This window comes from Dyadobacter sp. CY326, from assembly GCF_021390515.1.
Lineage (GTDB): Bacteria > Bacteroidota > Bacteroidia > Cytophagales > Spirosomataceae > Dyadobacter.
On the sequence record NZ_JAJUXI010000002.1, the window covers coordinates 494,028 to 515,288 of the forward strand.

Below are 21,261 nucleotides of genomic sequence, written 5' to 3' on the forward strand. Positions count from 1 at the left end.
TTTTCGTATTGCAATGATGGGGTTTAGGAATAAAAATCAATTGAAACCGCCTCTGTTAGCTCTCCCTCCACCTTCAAATCCGCCACCGTCAACGTCTCGGCGTCTCTGCTTTTCCTGAACGGGCGCTTTACCAAAATTTCTTAGCGTGTAAGTGAATGTCAGCATTGCATATTGTGTCAACACGCGGTTAGTTATGTCCTGCACATAAGTTTCGGTTACATTGCGAGTGATGCTGTTGTTTTGTTTCAAAATATCAAAAACAGTCAATTTCAATTCGCCTGCATTGTTTTTAAGAAATTTTTTCCCAACGCTTGCGTTCCACAAAGTGAAATTCTGGTTATAACCCTCTCCCAGCCCGCGGTAGGATTGGTTACTAATGTCGCTTTGCACAACAAATCCTTTTCCAAAGATCCAGTTAACACGTCCTGTAATTCCCTGCGTGTAATAATTGTTGTTCAGGTTGGGCTGGATCGTGTTGCGGACAATATTGTAATTCCCTGAATATGAAACTGTGAAGTCCAAATTTTCACTCACATTACTGCTCAAAACAAGGCCTTGGGAAACGGCATATGTGTTCGAGAAATTGGAAATGTTGTTGATCAAACCCGGCGATCGTACATAATTGAAACCAGTCGTCAGGTTAACATTCAATTTTAGCGGCGCAACCGGCTTTCCGTATGCAAGGAAGGTTCTCGCGTTCCAGCTTCCGTCCACGTTAACCGGTGTGGTCAGTTTTGCGCCACGTTCCAGAATGATGCCGTTAGCCACTTCGGTCGGTTCCTGGGCGATTGTCGTCGAATTTACAATCGCATTATTGGTTTGCGTTACAAAAACCATTGCATTCAAATTGTAAGGTCTCTCTGCGCCGGCCAACGAATAACGAACATTAAACATGTTGCGATATTCCTGTCTCAGGCTCGGGTTTCCCGCTGTGAGTGACAATGGATTGCTGTTGTCAATCACATTTTGCAACTGGGAAATCGAAGGCTGATTCGTTGAGCTGCGGAATGATGTACGGAATTGCGTTCCTGATTTCGATCTGTAATTCAGCATGAAATTCGGCAGCAAGTTTGTAAAAGACTGGTCGACCTTTGCATTGATCGGAGCCAATTGTTCGCTGTACAATCCAGTATTTTGGAAGTCAAGCCCAAAGTTCGCTGACCAGTTGTTTTTGCGATAACGATATCCAACTCCCGCACGATTGGTCACATAGCGATTGTCAAATGTGTTTGAAAGCAGTGAGTCAAGGTCCGAGTAAGTGTTTTCGTCGAAGCTCATGTTGTAAGTTTCCTTTCTGGAATCGCTGTTGGCGACAGTCAAGCCATAGTTGAATTGAAGCTGACTATATTTCCCGATTGGCTCAGTATAAATGAAGTTCCCGCCCAATGTTACGCCGTCGGAATAGGTGAAGCTTTGCTGATCTAGCGTGTCGCCACGAGCTGCAAGGCCCAAACTGTCAAAGAACATTGTTCTCGAAAACAGGTTGCCTGTTCCATTGCGGTCGTTCACTTGCGTATTCAAATTCACCGAAATCGTGCGGCCTTTTTTGTCAAAAGAATGCCGAAACAAAACATCGTTATTGAAATTATAAGCCTTGTTTCCGCTTGTCTGATTGTTATTGACACTGTTAATATTGCTTCCATTGCCCAATGTCGTGAGTCCGGCCTTTACACTCGATGCATTGTTGTCCTGAAAGCTGAGTCTCGGCGTGATAATCAGTGAGTTGTTTTTATTGATATTGTATTCAACGCGAAAGTTAAGTCGATGGTTAGCATTGATATTGGATGTGCGGCTCGTTTCGTCATAGAACTGATTGCCCGTGCCGCCTGAAAGAAAATATTCTTCCTGCTTGGTTTGCGCATTGGTATTTCCTGTGCGGTTGAAGAAATAGCTTCCGGTCACATCCACTTTTTTGCCAAACTTGTTGGCATAATTTAATCCAAAGGAATTGGTGCCCGTAATTCCGCTTTGATTTCCAACAAGAAAATTGTTGGAAGAACCGCCGCCACCGCCGCCCGATCCGCCTCGGCCACCGCCTCCACCACCGCCAGTCACTCCGATCAGATCCTGGCTTGAAAAGTTCTGCATATTGATGTTATTGCTCAATCCAATGACCGAAATGCGTTGATCTCCTTTAAAAAAGCTTACATTCCCGCCTGCCTGATAACGGTTATCCAGTCCATAACCAGCGAAAACCTTTCCAAATTGTCCCATCTTGCGGTCCGCTTTGGTGACAATGTTGATCGTTTTCTGACCATTGCCGTCATCGAAGCCAGTGAATTGCGCCTGGTCGGAAAGTTTGTCGAAAACTTCTATTTTGTCAACAATTTCTGCCGGAAGCGACTTTAATGTCAATGCTGCATCTTCTCCAAAAAACGGTTTTCCATCGACAAGAACCTTGTTAACAGTCTCACCATGAGCCGTAACCGTTCCATTAGTCACAGTTATTCCTGGCATTTTTTGAATCAAATCTTCGGTGGTTGCGTCGGGATTGGTTTTGTATGCAGCCGCATTGAATTGCGTCGTGTCCCCTTTCTGTTCTATGGCCGTAACCTGGCCTACGACTTTCACTTCTTTGAGATTGGCAACGGCCTCAGTAAGCTGGAATGTGCCCAAATCCTGCACATCGTCAGTCAATGTTACTGTGCGTGAAGCGTCTTTATAACTTAAATAGGAAACTTTCACCTGATAAACGGCTTGCTTGATTAAGCCGCCAAAAACGAATTTACCATCTAAATCCGTCGTCACATATTCCGGCTTGGCGTCGGGTGTGTTTCGTGTCACGGCCACATATGCGCCTACAACGGGTGACTTGTTCGCGCTGTCCAGCACGATGCCGGTAACCTGCGCATTCTGCGCTTGCGCAAACGCTGTAACAGTCAGTAAGATTATGAGCGCAAATAGGGATGTGAGTCTGTTCATGAGTTCTGTAAAGGTTTATTGTATTTTAGAGCATCCTTTTTGATCAAAGTTTAATTACTCTTGACAACAAACCTTTACAATCGACAGAACCGCCTTACTTCATAGATCAATCGGGAGAATGTCCCGATGGAAAATTTCACTTTAACCACTCCTTTAACAAGCCTTCATAGCTCGCAAGAAACTTTTTATAGGCATTTTCCAGCTGCGGGAGCGCCTCTGCAAGCGTGCTCGTGTCATCCGACTTCAAGCGCCATTCCGCGTCGCGCGCAATTTCTGCAACCTGGGCCACGCCCACTGTCCCGCCGCTCCCTTTCAATGTGTGCAGGTTGCTTTTCACAGTGGCAATGTCACCTTTGGCAAAACCTTCCAATGCGCCTGCGACAAGTTCGTTGGATTCTGTAACGAAGTCTTCAAACACAGACCAAACCAATTCCGGGCCGCCAATGCCATTCAGCTGGTCGATAATTTCCTTGTCTAAAACAGGCAATGCAACGACTTGCGCAATTTCCCTTTGCTTCGATTCCAGCTTGCGACCCTCCACATTGCCTAACAATTCCTTCACTTTCAGAATCAATGTTTGCGCGCGAATGGGCTTAGCAATGTAATCGTCCATGCCCTGACTCATAAACCGGTCGCGATCTTCCTTCATGGAATAAGCGGTCATGGCAACGATCGGCGGCATGGAATCCGGAAAGCGTTTTTTCAATTCCTGCGAAGTTTCAACGCCGTCCATATCAGGCATTTGAATGTCCATGAAAATGATGTCATAGCTCGCGGCCGAAACTTTCCGTTTGGCCTCAACCATTTCTATGGCCTTATAACCGCTTTCCGCAAGATCAACCACGCAGCCCGATTTTTTCAAGATTTCATTGGCCACTTTGCGGTTAACAGCATTGTCGTCCACGAGCAAAATGGTCGGATGATAATCTTTGAATACATTTTCGATCGGCGTTTCCTCCATCTGCAAAATCGTGCTGACCTGCGCAATGGACGTCTCTTTTGTCTCAAATGTAAACCAGAACGTGCTCCCCGATCCTAAGGTGGATTCAACGCCAATTTCACCATTCATTAACTCGCAAAGCTGTTTTGAAATGGCTAGTCCAAGCCCCGTTCCACCGAAAGACTTCCGTGAAGAATTGTCTAGTTGGGTGAATGATGTAAACAAGATCTGGCGGTCCATGGCGCTGATTCCGATGCCGGAATCCTGCACTTCTACTTTGATTTTATTAAAAAGCCCATCCTTTTTCACCGAACTCAAAATGACCCGGACCTCGCCGTGATCCGTGAATTTCAATGCATTGGATGTTAGGTTTGACAAGATTTGCAGCAAGCGAGTCTGATCAGCAATAATGAATTTCGGGATTTCAGGCGCAATGTGATAAGTAAGCGTGTTGCCCTTGCTCTTCGCCGTTTGCCCGAATAACGAAACCAGTTTCAGCAACAATTCTTCGGTTGCAATTGGCGCTTCGTGCAATTCCATCTTGCCCGCTTCTATTTTGGACAAATCCAGAATATCGTTCAGAATGTTGAGCAATGTTTCCGATGATCGCTTGATTGTCAGCACGTAATCTTTTTGCTCCACATCCAGCGGCGTCTCGCCCAGCAAATCGATCATGCCAATCACACCATTCATCGGCGTCCTGATTTCGTGACTCATGTTGGCCAAAAAACCTTCCTTAACCTTCAATGAACGTTCTGCATGCTCTTTTGCTTTCAATAATTCCTGCTCATTGCGTTTCAATTCCGTAATGTCCCTTGCCAGCACAGCGATCTCCGTCGGCTTGCCTTTGTCGTTGGTAAACATCAGCATGTTGATCATAAACTGCCGCTCCGTGCCGTCTTTCCGGTAAAGCGAAATTTCAAAATTGCGCAGACTTTTGCTCCGACGCAACCGGATCAATGCGGAGTGAATCCGCTTTTTATCAGGGAAAAATTCAGTGATTTTATGCCCGATCACCTCACCCGGCAAATAACCAAGCCTTTTCAACACCGACTGGCTGATCATTGTGATCTCGCCAAGTCTGTTAATCCGGCAATAAATATCTTGCAGGTTTTCAAAAATTCCCCGGAAAAGCTCTTCGCTGTGCCTTAATGACAACTCCGCTTCCTTCCGCCTCGTAATGTCACGCGCTATGCCGGAAACTTCCTCAATAACTCCGTCCGCATAATGAATGGGGTTGAGATAAAATTCCAGCCACATTTCGCCCTGGTCTTTCCGCTCAATTTTAAATTCAAAATATTGCGGCTCGCCTTTTAATGCTTGTCTGTATTTCGTTTCCAGCGTTCGGCGGTTGCTGTTGCCCACCATTCGCCAGCCAAATTTTTCAGCGCTGGACTGCAATGACGGCCTCACGCCTAGCTGATTCTGGATCAGATCCGCATAATTTCTGTTAAATGAAGTCAGCTGCAATGACTTGTTCACAGACCAGATCAAATGCGAGCTGCTGTCGAAAATCGCATTGAGACGTGCCAGATATTTGCTCAGTTCTTCCTCACTTTGCTTTCTGGCAATGGCCATCGCGACCTGCCCGGAGATGAATTCAAGCAATTCCAGATCCCTCGCATCAAACACATGCGCGTCGTCATAAGACTTTACGCCAATAATTCCAGTCACCCGATCGCCCACGCGCAAAGGCACGCACAAAAGCAATTTTGGCGTCACGCCGTACAAATACAAACTGTTCGTTTTTGCCAGTTCCTCAATCTTGTCTCCTGACAAAAAAAGCGGTCTATTGGACGCAATCGCGTATTCTGTTAGACCATTACCGAGTCTTCTTTTCGTGAACTTTACATTCCCCTGGAAATATTGGTCAACATAATAAGGGAAATAAATGTAGCTTTTGCTCGGATCGTAGAGCGCAATGAAGAAGTTTTTTACGTCAATGATCTTGCCCAGTTCCTCATGAATGCTTTGGTAAAAATCGTCTAAATTTTGTGTGTTAACCGTCCAGTTTGCAATGCTGTAATATAAACTCTGCGCTTTTTCAGCTCTTATTTTTTCGGTAAAATCATTTAATATGCAGCGAAAAGCGGTTGGTTTTCCATTGTCAAAACGGCAATTGACGCTTCCGGCTACAAAGACCTTTTTGCCTTCACGACTAAGAAAAACCGTCTCGAAATTCGGATTAGCATTACCTTGTTCTATGAGTTTTAATTGCGCCAGCGCCTGGTCCTTATGCTGCGGATGCAGAATGTCTTCCATCCGCATGGACGCAATTTCATCTAATCCATAACCCAGCACTTCACGCCAGGCTTTATTGACGAAAATGAACTTCCCGTCAATGGCAACAAGCTGGATCAGGTCACTCGTGTTGTCCACCAGATCCTGCAACTGCGAGTTCGACTTCGCAATCGCCGATTCCATCCGGCGGCGGCGCGTAATGTCGTCGCCTACCAGCGTCACGCACTCCACCTCGTTATGCTCGCTGTGCATCAGCACGCTGTTGATCGAAAAGGTCCTTAATGTTCCTTTTTGAGCCAAAAAAGGCACTTCTCTTTGCTCCAATTTCCTTTTTCCCTGAATTCCCTCTTCCAGCATTTGCCGGATTTCGTATTCCTCCTCCTTCGGGATAAGCTTATCGAAAATGCTATGCCCCACCAGATCAGACTCTTGCCAGCCCGTTTTCATCAGCGCATGCGCACTGACATTCCGGATCACAAAGTCGTGTGAAAAGGTTATTCCAATCAGATTTAGATGCTGAAGTGTAGCGTGTATAGTCTGCCAATCAGTCTGTGACAAGATCATTTCCATAGTATCGGGCAATCGCACTTTTAAGTTTCCTTCCTATTCTTTATTCGATAAATCTACGAATTAAGCAGTAATTTTGGTTCGTGAAAACAAATTATAAAAAGCGCGACGATTCCAAAGTAAGAGCCAAAAAACATCTTGGCCAGCACTTCCTGAAAGACCTCAACATTGCACGACAGATCGTCGACGGAATGTCCGGACACAAGGGTTATGACAAGGTTTTGGAAATTGGTCCGGGGATGGGCGTGCTAACGCAGTTTCTTATACAAAAAACGGAATTCACAACGCATGTGATCGAAATCGACACCGAATCGGTCGCTTATTTGAAAAAACATTACGAAGCATTAACGCCTCGCATCATTGAAGGCGATTTCCTGAAATTCAATCCGGCGGATTACTTTTCGGAGCCTTTCGCGATCATTGGAAATTTCCCTTACAACATTTCTTCACAGATATTTTTCAGGGCGCTGCAAATCCGCGATCAAATTCCGGAGATCGTTTGCATGCTGCAAAAAGAAGTGGCTCTGCGCATTGCCTCACCTCCTGGAAACAAGGATTATGGCATATTAAGCGTTCTCTTGCAGGCTTTCTACGACATTGATTATTTGGTTTCGGTCCCTCCGGGCGCATTTGATCCGCCTCCAAAAGTGCAATCCGGTGTGATCAGATTGCGCAGAAATGCGGTTGCAGCATTGGATTGCGATGAGAAATTGTTTTTTCGGGTTGTAAAAACTGCTTTTAATCAAAGACGGAAAACACTTCGTAATGCGTTAAAACCCGTCGGCGAATTTCCGGAGCATCCCTTGCTGACCAAGCGAGCCGAACAACTAAGTGTTGCAGAGTTCGTTACGCTTACGAAACTTGCCCAGGAGTTGCAGCCGCAGATCTAAAATACATTGCATTTAGTAAAAAAGTCTTGCTCAGGACCGTTCCCATAATTGTTAAAAGCCAGTAAAAAATGACGTTTGAATTAACGAAGGAATATGTAGAGCACATTCAGGAACTGGTTGAGAAAGAGGATTCTGCGGCCATCAGGACTGAAACAGAAAGCCTTTTTCCAGCGGATATAACCGGCTTAATGTCTGAGCTGGAAACCGAAAGTGCGAAATTCCTGATTACGCAGCTTGATGTGGAGCGTGGCGCCGAGATTTTGGCGGATATGGATCCCAATGAGCGCCGCGAGTTCCTGAAAGTTTTCACGTCGGAAGAAATTTCACATTTTGTCAATCTTTTTGATTCTGATGATGCGGTGGATTTGCTGAACGAACAGCCTATTCGGGTTCGGGAAGAAGTCATTGCCTTGCTTGAAGATCGCGAGCAGGCGCGGTTCATTTTGGATTTGCTGCATTATGATGAAGACGTTGCGGGTGGGTTAATGCAAAAAGAGTTGGTTAAAGCCAATGTTAACTGGACTGTAAATGAATGCATTGAAGAGCTTCGCAAACAGGCAGAAGATGTTGGAAAAGTGTATGCCGTTTATGTTGTCGATGATTTTGGGAAATTGTTTGGCATTCTTTCGCTGAAAAAAATCGTCCTCGCGCATAAAAATACGCTTATTGAAAGCTTGTATGATAAAGATGTCATTTTCGTAGAAACCTATCGTCCCGCGGAAGAAGTCGCAGAGCTAATGCAGCGCTATGACCTTGACGCACTGCCTGTTGTGAATGTTCAGGGCAAACTTTTAGGTCGGATCACGATTGATGACGTCATTGATGTGATCACCGAGCAAGCCAGTTCCGACACGTTGGCAATGGCGGGGATCACGGGTGATGTGGAGGAGGATGACACCATCTGGCAGCAGACAAAAGCGCGTCTTCCCTGGCTTTTGGTTGGGATGATGGGTGGAATTCTTGCCGCCAAATTCATCAGTTTTTTCGAAGGCGATTTGAAAATAATCCCCGCTATGGCTGCATTTATCCCAATCATCGGCTCCACAGGCGGCAATGTCGGCATTCAGACTTCATCTATAATCCTGCAAAGTCTGGCTGACAAGACGGGTTTGGACGCGACAGTCGGTCAGCGATTGGTCAGGATGTTTGCCGTCGCCTTTATCAATGGACTCATTATAAGCTGCATTGTTTTTGGATTTAACTTACTGATTGGCAATGATGTCTCGCTGGCACTGGTTGTTTCCACAGCTTTAATGTCAGTCGTTTTTCTGGCCTCATTCATGGGAACCGTCACGCCTATTTTATTGGATAAAATCGGCATCAATCCCGCCGTCGCATCCGGACCATTTATCACAACTGCAAATGATCTAATCGGCTACGGCGTCTATTTCGGCCTAGCGCATTTGTTATTGAATTTGTAAAAATTTGGCGATTGATAGTTTAGCTGGCGAGTGGGAATTTTGACGCAGATCCGTTTTATGAAGCTTTTTACAGCAGGCTTTTAATTATAATCAAGTTACAATGATCGCAGTAATTCAGCGTGTTTCTCATGCGTCTGTCACGATTGAAGGGAAGGTTGAGGGTCAGATCGGGAAGGGATTTTTGGTATTGCTTGGCATTACCCATCTTGATAGTCAGGAAGATATTGAGTGGCTTGGGAAAAAGATTGTTGGTCTTCGCGTGTTTGGAGACGAAGACGATAAAATGAATCTTGACCTTAAATCAGTCAATGGCGACATTTTACTAATTAGCCAATTTACCCTGCATGCGAGCACAAAAAAGGGCAACAGGCCATCATTCATTGAGGCAGCCCGACCAGAAGTTGCGACTCCGCTTTACGAAAAAATGATCACATTCCTGGAAGCCGAACTCACCAAACCGATCCAACGAGGCATCTTCGGCGCCGACATGAAAGTCGCCCTCCTAAACGACGGCCCCGTAACAATCATCATAGACTCCAAAAACCGGATATAAATATACGGTCAGAACTTATTCTTAACCAGCATTTTTGATTACAGCATTATCATTCACTCATTCACTCATTCAATCATTCAAAATAAAAGAAATGACCCTCCAAGAAGCACAATCCCAAGTCGACGACTGGATCAAAACATACGGCGTTCGCTATTTCTCGGAACTGACCAATATGACGATTTTAACGGAAGAAGTTGGCGAACTTGCCCGGATCATGGCCAGAACATATGGCGATCAATCCTTCAAAAAATCTGATCTTGGCAAGGATTTGGGCGATGAGATGGCTGATGTGCTCTGGGTGTTAATCTGCCTTGCAAACCAAACCGGCATTAACCTCACAGAAGCTTTTGAAAAAAATATGGCTAAGAAAACGGAGCGGGATAAAGACCGGCATAAGGATAACGAAAAGTTAAGCTAGTCCATAAACAAAGAGAGCCCGGATAAACCAGGCTCTCTTTTTATTTTTATCAAGTGCGAATTACATGTCAAGCAGCAATCGCATTGGATCTTCCAAAAGCTGCTTCACGCGAACGAGGAAGCTCACTGAATCTTTGCCATCAATTGTGCGGTGGTCATAAGATAGCGCCACATACATAATTGGGCGGATAACAATTTGTCCGTCAACCACAACTGCACGTTCTACAATGTTGTGCATGCCTAAAATTGCAGATTGCGGCGCATTGATGATCGGTGTCGAAAGCATGGAACCGAATGTCCCACCATTGGTGATTGTGAACGTTCCACCTGACATTTCATCTAGTCCAAGTTTTCCATCACGTGCACGCACGGCTAATCTAACAATTTCCTTTTCCACGGCTGCAAACGACAATGTTTCAGCATTGCGGATGACAGGAACAACCAATCCGCGCGGCGTAGAAACGGCCACTGAAATGTCGGCATAGTCGTTGTAAATCAGCTCGTCGCCGTCCATATAAGCATTGATAACCGGGAAGTCTTTCAATGCAACGGTTACAGCTTTCACAAAGAATGACATAAAGCCTAAACCAACTTCATGCTTTTCTTTGAATTTATCTTTGAATTTCGAACGCACATCCATCACTGGCTTCATATCCACTTCATTGAAAGTGGTAAGCATTGCGGTTTCGTTTTTCACAGCAACCAAACGGCGTGCGATGGTTTTACGAAGTGACGACATTTTCTCACGACGCTGACCTCTTGCTCCTGCCGGTGCAGCCTGTGCAGCTGGTTTCGCTTCCGCAGATTGAGGTGCGGCTGGCGCAGCAGCTGGTTTGCTTCCGGCTTTCAGCGCATCATCCTTCATTATTTTGCCACCTGAACCAGATCCGTTAACATCTTTTGGATCAATTCCTTTTTCGGCCAAAATCTTAGCAGCGACTGGCGAGGCGTGTTTTTCACTATATGCTTTATCCGCTCCTGCTGTTTCAGTGGCTTGCGGCGCCTGCGGTGCAGTAGCGGCTAAATTCGCTTGTGCACCAGCTCCTGCCTCAATAGTGCAGATCAATGCGCCGATCGACAATGTTTCACCTTCCTTTCCAACAATTCTCAATGTCCCTGCTGCCTCTGCCGGCAATTCGAATGTTGCTTTGTCGGATTCCAGTTCGCAAAGGATCTCGTCCACTTCCACATGGTCACCATCTTTTTTGCTCCAAGAAGCAATGGTAACTTCTGTAATGGACTCTCCCACCGCAGGAACTTTCATTTCATATGCTTTGCCGGGGGCACTTGCAGCAGGTGCAACGGCAGCAGCCGGCTCGCCAGCTTTGTCTTCTATTTTTTCAGGAGCAGCTTGTGCCGGAATTGGCGCTGCGGCCGTTTCCTGCTTCGGTGCAGCCTCCTTCGGCGCTCCATTCGATGCGCCGTCAATCGTCGCAATCAGGTCGCCGATGTTTAACGTGTCGCCTTCCTGTGCTTTGATATGCAAAACACCTTCTGCTTCCGCAGTCAACTCAAAAGTCGCTTTATCAGAATCCAGCCCACAAATGACCTCATCCATCTTCACAAAATCGCCATCATTTTTGAACCAATTCCCAATTGTAACCTCTGTAATGGACTCGCCAACGGGCGGTACTTTTATTTCAATTTCAGCCATTTTATGTGCAATCTTGTTATCGAACTAAGTGTCTAATTTATAGGAATATCATTCAAAAGCTCTGCTAATGATTTCGGCCTGCTCTCTCGCGTGAATTTTCGAAAAACCTGTCGAAGGCGAAGCGCTAGACTGGCGGGCAATCACTTGCAATGGTTTCGCGCCTTTGTACATTCTCAACATAAAAGTCCAGCCGCCCATGTTGAATGGTTCTTCCTGCACCCAATACACGCTTGCGTTTGTATATTTTGCCAAATGCGCATCAATTTGGGTTTGCGGAAATGGATGCATTTGTTCCAGACGAATGATTGCCACATCCTCGCGTTTGTCTGCCTGCTGTTTTTCGTAAAGCTCATAATAAAGCTTTCCTGTGCACAGCAACACTTTTTTCACTTTTTCAGGATTTGCATATGCATCTCCAATGGTCTCCTGGAATGAACCATTGACCAGACTTTCAACCGGTGAAACGCACAATGGATGTCTCAGCATTGACTTCGGAGACATCACAACCAATGGCTTACGGAATGGGAACTTCAACTGTCTGCGAAGCAAATGGAAGAAGTTAGCAGGCGTTGTTACATTTGCGACAATCAGGTTATAATTCGCAGAAAGCTGCAAATAGCGCTCCGGACGTGCATTGGAGTGCTCCGGTCCTTGTCCTTCATATCCGTGAGGCAATAACATCACCAATCCAGTCCAGCGATCCCATTTGGTTTCACTAGAGGTTACGAACTGGTCAATAATAACTTGCGTTCCATTAGCGAAGTCACCAAACTGCGCTTCCCAGATAACCAATGCGTTCGGGTTTGCCATGGAATATCCAAATTCAAAACCCAACACACCGTATTCAGAAAGGAGTGAATTGTAAATCATGAACTGGCCCTGACCCTCCTCGATGTGTTCCAGATTGCTGTAAGCTTCATTGGTTTCAACATCGCGAAGCACTGCGTGACGGTGTGAAAACGTTCCACGCTGCACATCCTGACCGCTTAATCTTACAATATTTCCTTCCGTTAATATGGAGCCGTAAGCCAGCAATTCTGCTGTCGCCCAGTTCACTTCTTTTTTGTCAAAGATCATTTGCTCACGATCTTTGAGCAACTTATCAATCTGCTTCAAACGACTGAAATTCTCAGGCGTGCTGATCAAAGCCTTTCCGATTTTTTCCAAAGTCTCCAAAGGAACACCGGTTTCGGGCGATTTCTCAAAATCTTCTGGTTTCGATTTGCGCAAAGTGTGCCATTCCTGTTCCAGTTTTGGCAATGTGTAAGGCAGTGCCTTTTGCTTCACCATATCCAAACGCTCTTGCAACAGCTGCTTGAACTCTTTGTCCATGTTAGCCGCAAGCTGCGCATCTACGTCACCACGTTCCGCAAGAGTCTTTTGATAAATTTCTCTTGGATTCTGGTGATTTTCAATCGATTTGTATAAAACCGGCTGCGTAAATTTCGGTTCGTCCGCCTCGTTATGACCATGACGGCGATAACAAACCATATCAATGAAGATGTCCTTGTTGAATTTTTGACGATATTCAACAGCAAGTCGCATACAGAATACAACCGCCTCAGGATCATCACCATTCACGTGCAATACAGGCGCATCAACGATTTTGGCAACGTCAGTGCAGTAAATACTTGATCTTGCGTCGATAAAATCGGTTGTGAAACCAACCTGGTTATTGATTACAAAGTGAATGGTTCCACCTGTGTAATAGCCATTTAACGCAGACATTTGGGTTACTTCATACACAATTCCCTGACCTGCAACGGCTGCATCACCGTGAATCAAAACCGGTAAAACGCGGTCATAATCACTGTCATACATGCCGTCGGCGCGGGCGCGGATGTAACCTTCTACAACAGGGTTAACCGCTTCAAGGTGAGATGGATTCGGAGCAAGTTTCAAATGAACTTTCTCGCCATTTTTGGTTGTGATCTGGCTTGCAAAACCCATATGGTATTTTACGTCGCCATCTCCCCAAACCTGATCCGGCAAATTCCCTTCGAACTCATTGAAAATCTGTCCGTAAGTTTTCTGCATCACATTGGCAAGCACATTCAGACGACCTCTGTGTGCCATTCCGATCATCACTTCCACAACGCCCATTTCTGCGGCCTTGTTGATCATCGCATCCAATGCAGGAATTGTGGTCTCGCCCCCTTCCAGGGAAAAACGCTTTTGACCTAAATATTTCGTGTGAAGGAAATTTTCAAAAACAACCGCCTCATTCAACTTGGAAAGAATATGTTTTTTCTCATCGATAGAGAAACTCATATTCAATGCTTCGGTTTCAATTTTCTTGCGCAACCAGCTCTTTTGCTCACGGTCGCGGATGTATAAATATTCGAAACCAATGTTTCTGGTATAAATCGTTTTCAGGGAATCGACGATCTCACGCAATGTTGCTGGCCTTCCAAAAACCTCAACGCCTGCCTCGAAAACCGAATCCAGATCCGCTTCGCCAAGGTTAAAATCAGCGATATCAAGCTGAGGCTGACGATCTTTACGCTTTTGAATCGGGTTAGTTGTAGCCAGTAAGTGCCCTCTGGATCTGAAACCGCGAATCAAGTGAACCACTTCCATTTCCTTGCGAATGCGGGAAGGATCTGCCTTGGTTATCGTCGCTGCTTCTTTGCCGTTTGCAGCGCCATTTGCATGTCCGTTGCCATTAACAGGATACTTCTGAGAGAAGTCGAAACCTTCGAAAAATTTTTGCCAGCCTTCGTCTACGGAAGCTGGATTCTGCTTATAGGAATTGTACAATTCCTCTATATAAGCGCCGTCGGAATTTGCTATATATGTGTATTTATCCATCACAAAAGTGAGTATTTCATTAACCGCACAAAGGTACGAGACTTATTAAAACATTACGTATAAATTATCCTTTTAACTTGGCTTAAAACGTTTTCTGACGCATTGGCCGCACTAGTATCTCTGAAATCCATTAGGGCTTGGCACAAATTTGAGCATCAGCTCATGAATGCCTTTTGGCCCCGAATACGAAGCATAAATCTGCTCCGCCTGTCTTGAACTGTAAAAATATCCCAGCCTGATATTCCTTCCTGCCTGCACTTCTGCGGACACTTGAACATAATTCACTTTCTGCGAAAATGACTGATAGCCTCCACCAGCACGATAGGAAGCGCCGATGCCTACTTTTTCGTCAAACCAAAACCTTGCGCCGAAGTCGACGCGCAGCTCATGGTCCTTTTCCTGCACCAACAAAATATGCGGCAGGAGCATCAAATCGTCATTCAAATCGTAACTGCCGCCTGCCATGATATATAATGGACGACGATAAACGCTGGTTATTGCCTGATTGCCGAAATTCTGCGATAATAACTCGGGCTTGGACAACCCAAAATAGAGACGATCGGAACGGAGCCACGCCCCGAGTCCAAAGCTGCCAAGGACCGTATTATTGCGCGGCGAATTGAAATCGACAACGGGCAGCACATTGATTCCGCCCTGCGCGCCAAGCCCTAATTTCCAGTTATCCGAAATGCCAAGATGATATGCAAATGAGCCCGAAAAGCCGGTGGTTGTGAAATAACTCGTCTGGTCATTGAGTGCCATGAAACCTATCCCAAACTTCCCATTGGCCACAGTTCCGTCAGCAGTGAAGGTCTGACTGGAAGGAGAATTTTGAATGTTAAACCATTTTCGCCGAAACATGGCGGTCATGTTGAATGTCTCCCTGACGCCCGTAAAGCCCGGATTTATCGTCATCGGACTTTGAAGATATTGTTCGTAAAGGACTTCTCTTTGGGCAGAAACCTGTTGAAAACTTGCGCTCAGAAAAAGCACGATCAGGAGGTTTACTTTGGTTAAGGAATGATGTGTGTTCATGAAAATCAATTGACTGACATTGTTTAAACTAAAAATGGCAAGAGATGTTATCCCTTGCCATTCATTAAGACCAAAAAACTAAAATTTATACTGATTTTCTAATTAAAAATCATAACCCAATGTCACATAAGGAATCGCCTTGTTGGTGTAACCGTTGTCAACGCCCCATGCATAATCAAACTTGGCATAAAAGCCGAACAATGTCGTTCTGGCGCCAACTCCGTAACCCATCAAATAAGGATTTTTAAAGTTTGTTACAGTTGCCCGGAACGGATCGTCCTCGCTACCAATGATTTGTGTGTTCAAGCTGTTGTTCTCGCTAAATGGCCCCTTGCCCGTCCAGGCGGTTCCAATGTCCCCGAAACCAACGATCTGGAAATTACGCAGGAAGCTGGAAGTGATTGCTCCGCGATACAGATATTTAACCAAAGGAATCCTAAGCTCAGCATTTAAAAGCATGTAACTCGTTCCCGATAAGCGGTTCAACTTAAACCCACGGAGGTTTGTAGCGAAATCTGCAAAGAAAATGTCGCGGTTATCGCGCTGGAAGTCAAGTGGATTTGCGCCGGTGCGCGTTTCTTTTTTGTTGCCCAGCCAATTTTCCATCCCGCCAAGAATGTTTTGCTTCGGCGCCTTTCCACCTGAATGGCTCGCTGCCGCACGAACGGCCAGAATCAGATCGCGGTGAATTTTTTGGTAATGACGAAAATCTAGGCTTACGCGGTTGAAGCTTTCGTTGCTGTTTGACAGACCTAACTGCGCGTCATAACGAATTTTAAAGCGCGTTCCTTCCATCATATTCATGCCATTAACCCTTGTGTTATCATACACATATTCACTTCTCAAACCGCCGTAATTGGAAGCGAGATCAGGATTTGGCAATAAATAAACATCGATCAGGCGCGTGGAGCTGAACATGGGCGATAATGAAAATCGGCTTGTTGTCGAGAATGGATAAGAAGCCGTAAATATCAGCTGATTGAAGCGATATTTCTGAGGAGCACCTTCCGAATCAATGTAAAGGCTTTTTCTGTCGATCCGCATGCCAAAGTCAATGCGGTAAGTGTTGTTGTTGTATTCTGCAAAAAGATCGCTGTTCCTGAAATTCGACGAGATGAAAAGTCCGGCTGTAATGACGTGATTCTCCAAAAGGTCATTCATTGAAATGGACTGCGCGTAACCAAATCCACGAATTGGATCAATGCGCCAGTCTGAGTTTGCATCATTGGTGATAAACAGCCCCTTATAATTATAAGGCCCTTTGATCGCAATGTTTTCACGCGTTGCTTTTGTCCGCGTCAAAGCGCTGGAAGCAGCCGGGAAATTTCCTCTCCTTTGTTTTGACTCGAATGCTTTTAAAACATCTTCATCAAACTCGTAGTTGTCCGTGTCGACTTCGCCTTCTTTCAAAGCAATCTTCGGCGTTCCGGCAGGTTTCGCTGCAATCGACGAATCCACTTTCACTGCATTTGGCGTCGCACCCGCACTTCCCGATGCAGCTGCTACGTGTTCAATGCTGTTCAATGCTGGCGTGTTAACCGTCGCGTTGATGTCAAATCCATTTTTAAACGCTGCGGTGTAATATCCATCATTTAAATAAGTATAAGCCAGTCCGCCGCCAGATTTGGTTGTCAAGTCTGCATTCCGGATGTTTTGAATGTAATTGGTAAGCTGTGAAGTCGAATTGCCAGCGCGATTGAACCTGAAAAGATTGCTCACGCCTTTCGCATTGGAAAGATAAACGACATCGTTTTCGTCGGCGTAAACCGGAGTAACTTTGGTTTTAACATCGGCCTGCACAAGTTTCACCAGATTATCAGACTTCGGTGTTCCGTCGTGTTCGTAAATCGTAAATGCGCCTGCTATCGATTTGTAATTGCCTTTATCGCCCGTTCCCAATGAATCCAATGGCCTGTTTGAAGCAAAAACCACCCTGCGCGACGAGCCCTGCACGAAGCGAGGCGAAAGATCATCGTAAAGATCACTGGTCAATGGCAATGCAGAAGCTCTGGCGACACTAATTAGATAAAGGTCATTCTGCCCGCCCTTGTCAGCACTTACGGCGAGCATTGTGCCGTCATGCGAAACATCCATATCCACGATCTGATCCAGTCCGCGAATGTTGCGTTTCAGCTTAACCTTGACTTTTTTAGTGCCAAGATTTTCATACATATAAAAATTCTTGCGGTCATTTTCAGTGGCCAGAATGGAAAGCACATTGTTTCTCGACCAACCCAAAAGCGGCGGCTGCGTTTTCACCCTTCCACCGATAAAATCTAGCTTGCCCTGGCGAACTATTTTCTTACTGCCCGACTCGCTATCAAATATATAGACCTTGTAACGACCATTTTTGATTTCGCTAACAGCTGTGAATTTCTTGTCAGGAGAAACCTTGATCACGGCGCTGGCATCCGAAACGCTGAACTCATTCAGCTTATATTTCCATGTAGGATTTGGATCTGTGTAAAACTGCTCGGCGTTTTTGGTTTGATTCAAATAATAAGCCCTCCAATCACGCAGGAAGCGGTTATAAGACTGAATGCCCAGCGTGCTTGTAATGCTGGTTTGTTCCGTGCGGATAATGCGAGTGAGGTTGAGAATGTCCGAAATTTTGTCTTTTCCGTAACGCTCGGCAATGTAATTCCAAATAGAATGTCCGATCAATGTTGCGTCATTTCCAGTCATTAAAGTCGGCTTGCGCACATTGCGGTTCTTGAAGAAATCGCGCATGTAATCGTTCAGCTCGGGAGACCAGCCTTCCGCAATGTAGGCGGCAGTTCCAGACATAAACCACTCAGGCAGCGTCAGAAGCAGCGAACTTTGCAAAGCTTCCTTCATATTTCCACCATAAAGCATGTCGTAGACAAAAAGCAAACTGATGTCCTTTACAAGCTTTTGCCTAAATGTAACCTGGTTTCCAGTGTAGGCAACTTCCACGCGCGACTGAGAAAGATCCAGTTTTTGCTCATTGAGGTTGTCCAATGTAGAAAGCCCCATGTTGCTTTGCTCTAATTCGGCAGGTGAGTTGTAAAGAAAAATCTTCACGCGGCTATATGGCGTCCAACCGAGCACATCTGTAATTTTATCAAACTCACTTTCAGCATATTGCGCAGTAAGTTTCGCAAGAGCGGTGCCGCCCTGATAATGATAAATTTCGAAGTTGGTTGTTTTAAAAATCTTCCAGTTGAAGGTTTTATACTGGACCCTGTTTTTCCCAAACGTTTCCTGCGATGGATAACGCTGCGCGACTGCTTCGGAAAATAATCCTAGAACCGCTAGAAAACCGACTGAGAAGGTTAACTTGTATATAGATTTTATGCTCATAGTGTAAGGCTGACTTCAACGGAAATATAACGAAAAATAGCGCTGAATATTAACTAACGGATTCAATTCTTTGCCGTTTTCCAAATGTTGGACGAGCTCGTTTGCAAAAAATGGTGCCAGCGTCACACCCTTCGTCCCTAATCCGTTGAAAATAGCGACATTATGATGTTCAGGATGCACGCCGATCAGTGGTCGGCGGTCTTTTACAGACGGTCTGATTCCCGCAACTTCCGATTTAATTTGATAAGGAATTTTGAACATTGCATCCAGTTTTTCTTTCAATTCCGCAGTCGCTTCTTTTGTTGGTTTCCAGTCCAGCGGATCCCAGGAATAAGTTGCCCCGACCCGAGAAGTGCGCGCATTGATTGGAAACGTGAAAATGCCCTGGTTCACAATGTAATTCTGCAAAGGGATTACGGTCTCGATATCAAGGATTTGACCTTTGACCGGAGCAAATGGGAGCCAATTGAAAAAGGCATTTTCCAAAGCAAAAAACCCCTGGCACAACACGACTTTTTTAAATGTTTTTCCCTTCCAAAAAACGTTTTGCGGAGAAACAGAAAGCGCATTGATATCGAATGCTTCGTCCAAAAATGAATCATTAGCGAGAAAATATTCCCGGCTTTTTTCGAGCAAAACAGGAAGGTCAATCCAGCCCGCTTTAATCACTTCCAGACCGCCAAAATCGGCGCGAACGTAAGCGGATAGATCAGCCGGATCGCCGCTTTGCTTTACATAAGAAGCGATTTTAGGGTCGGCAGTTTGGGCAAGATAGGTGTTCTGCTCAGCGATGGAGCGGAACGGTCTGTAAATGGGCGTTTCATACACAAATTTGGCTTGCAGTCTGCTTTCCAGATCGGCGTAAAAGCCTTTGGCATAAGGAAACAGGTCGTCTGCCAGCCACGTTTTGACGAGCTTTTTGCCTGTCAGCGGATTGAAAATTCCTGCTGCAACTTTGGAAGAAGAAGGGGATTTAGAATCGCTGACAATGAGGATTTTTTTGCCAAGATCCATTAAATGCATGGCCAGCGAAGTTCCCGCAATGCCTTGTCCCACAACCAGATAATCATAATTGTGTGCTTCCATATCAGGCTCTGCCAGCCTTTTTCCGAAGCAACAGCCCGATCTGCTCGTCCGCCAGGCGCACGACCAGCTCCACCTGCTCGTCTAATGTCATCATTGAATTATCAACGTAAACGGCATCGGCTGCTTGCCGCAATGGACTTTCGGCGCGGGTTGTGTCGATAAAGTCCCGCATTTTCAGGTTTTCGGCGATTTCCTCGATTCCGATCAGCTCGCCCTTTTCCATTAGTTCGTGCTGCCTGCGCTGCGCCCTGATCAATGGATCTGCGGTCATAAAAATTTTCAGTTCAGCTTGCGGAAACACGACGGTCCCGATGTCGCGACCGTCCATAACGATGCCCTTCGTCCTGCCCATCCGTTGCTGCTGCGCAACCAATGCGTGCCGCACCGCCGCAATCGCACTCACGTCACTGACCTTTTCAGAAATATACATTTTACGGATTTCGTCCTCCACATTGGCACCATTCAAATAAGTGTCGTTGCGACCAAGCTCGGCATGCCGACGGAAAGAAATATGGATGTTATTCAGCGCGATCTCCGTTTCTCTTGGATTGGTAAGGCTGACGTGATTTTGTATAAAATACAGTGTTACAGCACGATACATCGCACCAGTGTCAATGTATGGATAGTTGAGTTGCTTGGCAACGAGTTTCGCAGTTGTGCTTTTGCCACAGCTGGAATAGCCATCAATTGCAACAATTATTTTGGGCATAAGGATAAATCTAGTATTTGCAAAAGTAGAAGAAAGAATGGGCTGGAAGGCTTTTTTGCCCAAGTTTTTACAGTCTTTGCAAATTTATTTTATCCCAAAAAAATCAAGGCTCTTCAATTAAAAAAATGACCAGACTTCGAGCACCATGCGCGCCAATGACCAATGATTGCTCAATATCAGCCGTTTTGGAAGGGCCGGAAATAAAACATCCCCAGCCCGTTGTCTCCACCAATCGCTCGTATGCGTCGTGCATGTTGTTGACAATGGCATTTCTGGGAATTACAAAAGCGAGATTTTGCGTAATAAAAGGCAATGCGCGGTGCGCCAGATGGTTTTCTGAAATCCAGACTGCGCCATTTTCCGCAACGCCGAACTCGGCTTGAAGAATCGCAATTTCGATCAATTCCAATGCGTGTGGGTCTGGGTCATTCAAGCTGAAATCTGTCCAGCTGCTCAATGCAGGAATGGTTGACGCGCGGTTTGTAACGGATGCATAAAGCTCTTCCGCTTTGGCAAGAAGTTCGGCATAATCCTTCACCACAATCACTTCCGTATAAATCGCGGTAAGCGTTTCAACGAATTTCGCTTCCGTGCTTTCATATAAGCTGTCGAAACGCGTGATTCCCGGAAGTGGCGTTTCGGCGGGCTTGTTGAGCTTGATTTGCTGTAAAATTTTCTCGCGTGATGTCAT

The 21,261-nt window shown here is 45.6% G+C and carries 13 protein-coding genes; 4 read left to right on the forward strand and 9 right to left on the reverse strand.

The features are described 5' to 3' along the window. Positions 1-36: 36 nt before the first annotated feature. On the reverse strand, positions 37-2,922 hold the full coding sequence (locus tag LZG73_RS02700; protein WP_233845961.1) for an outer membrane beta-barrel protein: 2,886 nt from the start codon (positions 2,920-2,922) through the stop codon (positions 37-39). Between the two features lie 136 nt (positions 2,923-3,058). After that, positions 3,059-6,673 carry a PAS domain S-box protein gene (locus tag LZG73_RS02705; RefSeq protein WP_233846474.1) on the reverse strand — a complete coding sequence of 1,205 codons (3,615 nt, stop codon included), beginning with the start codon at positions 6,671-6,673 and terminating at the stop codon, positions 3,059-3,061. Between the two features lie 80 nt (positions 6,674-6,753). Here LZG73_RS02705 and rsmA point away from each other — a divergent pair, with 80 nt between their 5' ends. The 4 genes from rsmA to LZG73_RS02725 all read left to right on the forward strand — a co-directional run bounded on the left by rsmA (position 6,754) and on the right by LZG73_RS02725 (position 9,952). Continuing rightward, the gene (rsmA, locus tag LZG73_RS02710; protein WP_233845963.1) at positions 6,754-7,560 is read left to right on the forward strand and encodes a 16S rRNA (adenine(1518)-N(6)/adenine(1519)-N(6))-dimethyltransferase RsmA; all 807 of its coding nucleotides are present in this window, start codon (positions 6,754-6,756) and stop codon (positions 7,558-7,560) included. A gap of 68 nt (positions 7,561-7,628) precedes the next feature. Further along, on the forward strand, positions 7,629-8,981 hold the full coding sequence (gene mgtE / locus LZG73_RS02715; protein WP_233845965.1) for a magnesium transporter: 1,353 nt from the start codon (positions 7,629-7,631) through the stop codon (positions 8,979-8,981). A 100-nt stretch (positions 8,982-9,081) separates the two neighbouring features. Next, positions 9,082-9,534 carry a D-aminoacyl-tRNA deacylase gene (dtd, locus tag LZG73_RS02720; RefSeq protein WP_233845967.1) on the forward strand — a complete coding sequence of 151 codons (453 nt, stop codon included), beginning with the start codon at positions 9,082-9,084 and terminating at the stop codon, positions 9,532-9,534. Positions 9,535-9,625: 91 nt separating this feature from the next. Beyond that, positions 9,626-9,952 (forward strand): nucleotide pyrophosphohydrolase, encoded by a 327-nt coding sequence (locus LZG73_RS02725; RefSeq protein WP_233845969.1) that lies wholly within the window; start codon positions 9,626-9,628, stop codon positions 9,950-9,952. 60 nt (positions 9,953-10,012) lie between these two features. Here the strand turns inward: LZG73_RS02725 and odhB are convergent, their stop codons facing one another. The 7 genes from odhB to LZG73_RS02760 form a co-directional block, all read right to left on the reverse strand. Further along, entirely contained in the window at positions 10,013-11,605 is a 1,593-nt protein-coding gene (gene odhB, locus LZG73_RS02730; protein ID WP_233845971.1) for a 2-oxoglutarate dehydrogenase complex dihydrolipoyllysine-residue succinyltransferase, read from the reverse strand. Positions 11,606-11,653: 48 nt separating this feature from the next. Beyond that, complete coding sequence (locus LZG73_RS02735; RefSeq protein WP_233845972.1) at positions 11,654-14,416, reverse strand: 2-oxoglutarate dehydrogenase E1 component; 2,763 nt, start codon at positions 14,414-14,416, stop codon at positions 11,654-11,656. Between the two features lie 111 nt (positions 14,417-14,527). Then, entirely contained in the window at positions 14,528-15,451 is a 924-nt protein-coding gene (locus LZG73_RS02740; protein ID WP_233845974.1) for a PorP/SprF family type IX secretion system membrane protein, read from the reverse strand. A gap of 102 nt (positions 15,452-15,553) precedes the next feature. Next, entirely contained in the window at positions 15,554-18,775 is a 3,222-nt protein-coding gene (locus tag LZG73_RS02745) for a hypothetical protein (RefSeq protein ID WP_233845976.1), read from the reverse strand. 15 nt (positions 18,776-18,790) lie between these two features. Then, positions 18,791-19,861: an FAD-binding oxidoreductase gene (locus LZG73_RS02750; protein ID WP_233845978.1), complete on the reverse strand. Its 1,071-nt coding sequence runs from the start codon at positions 19,859-19,861 to the stop codon at positions 18,791-18,793. A 1-nt stretch (position 19,862) separates the two neighbouring features. Continuing rightward, positions 19,863-20,570, reverse strand: a complete 708-nt coding sequence (gene cmk / locus LZG73_RS02755; RefSeq protein ID WP_233845979.1) for a (d)CMP kinase — start codon at positions 20,568-20,570, stop codon at positions 19,863-19,865. Positions 20,571-20,673: 103 nt separating this feature from the next. Next, positions 20,674-21,261 (reverse strand): LUD domain-containing protein, encoded by a 588-nt coding sequence (locus LZG73_RS02760; RefSeq protein WP_233845980.1) that lies wholly within the window; start codon positions 21,259-21,261, stop codon positions 20,674-20,676.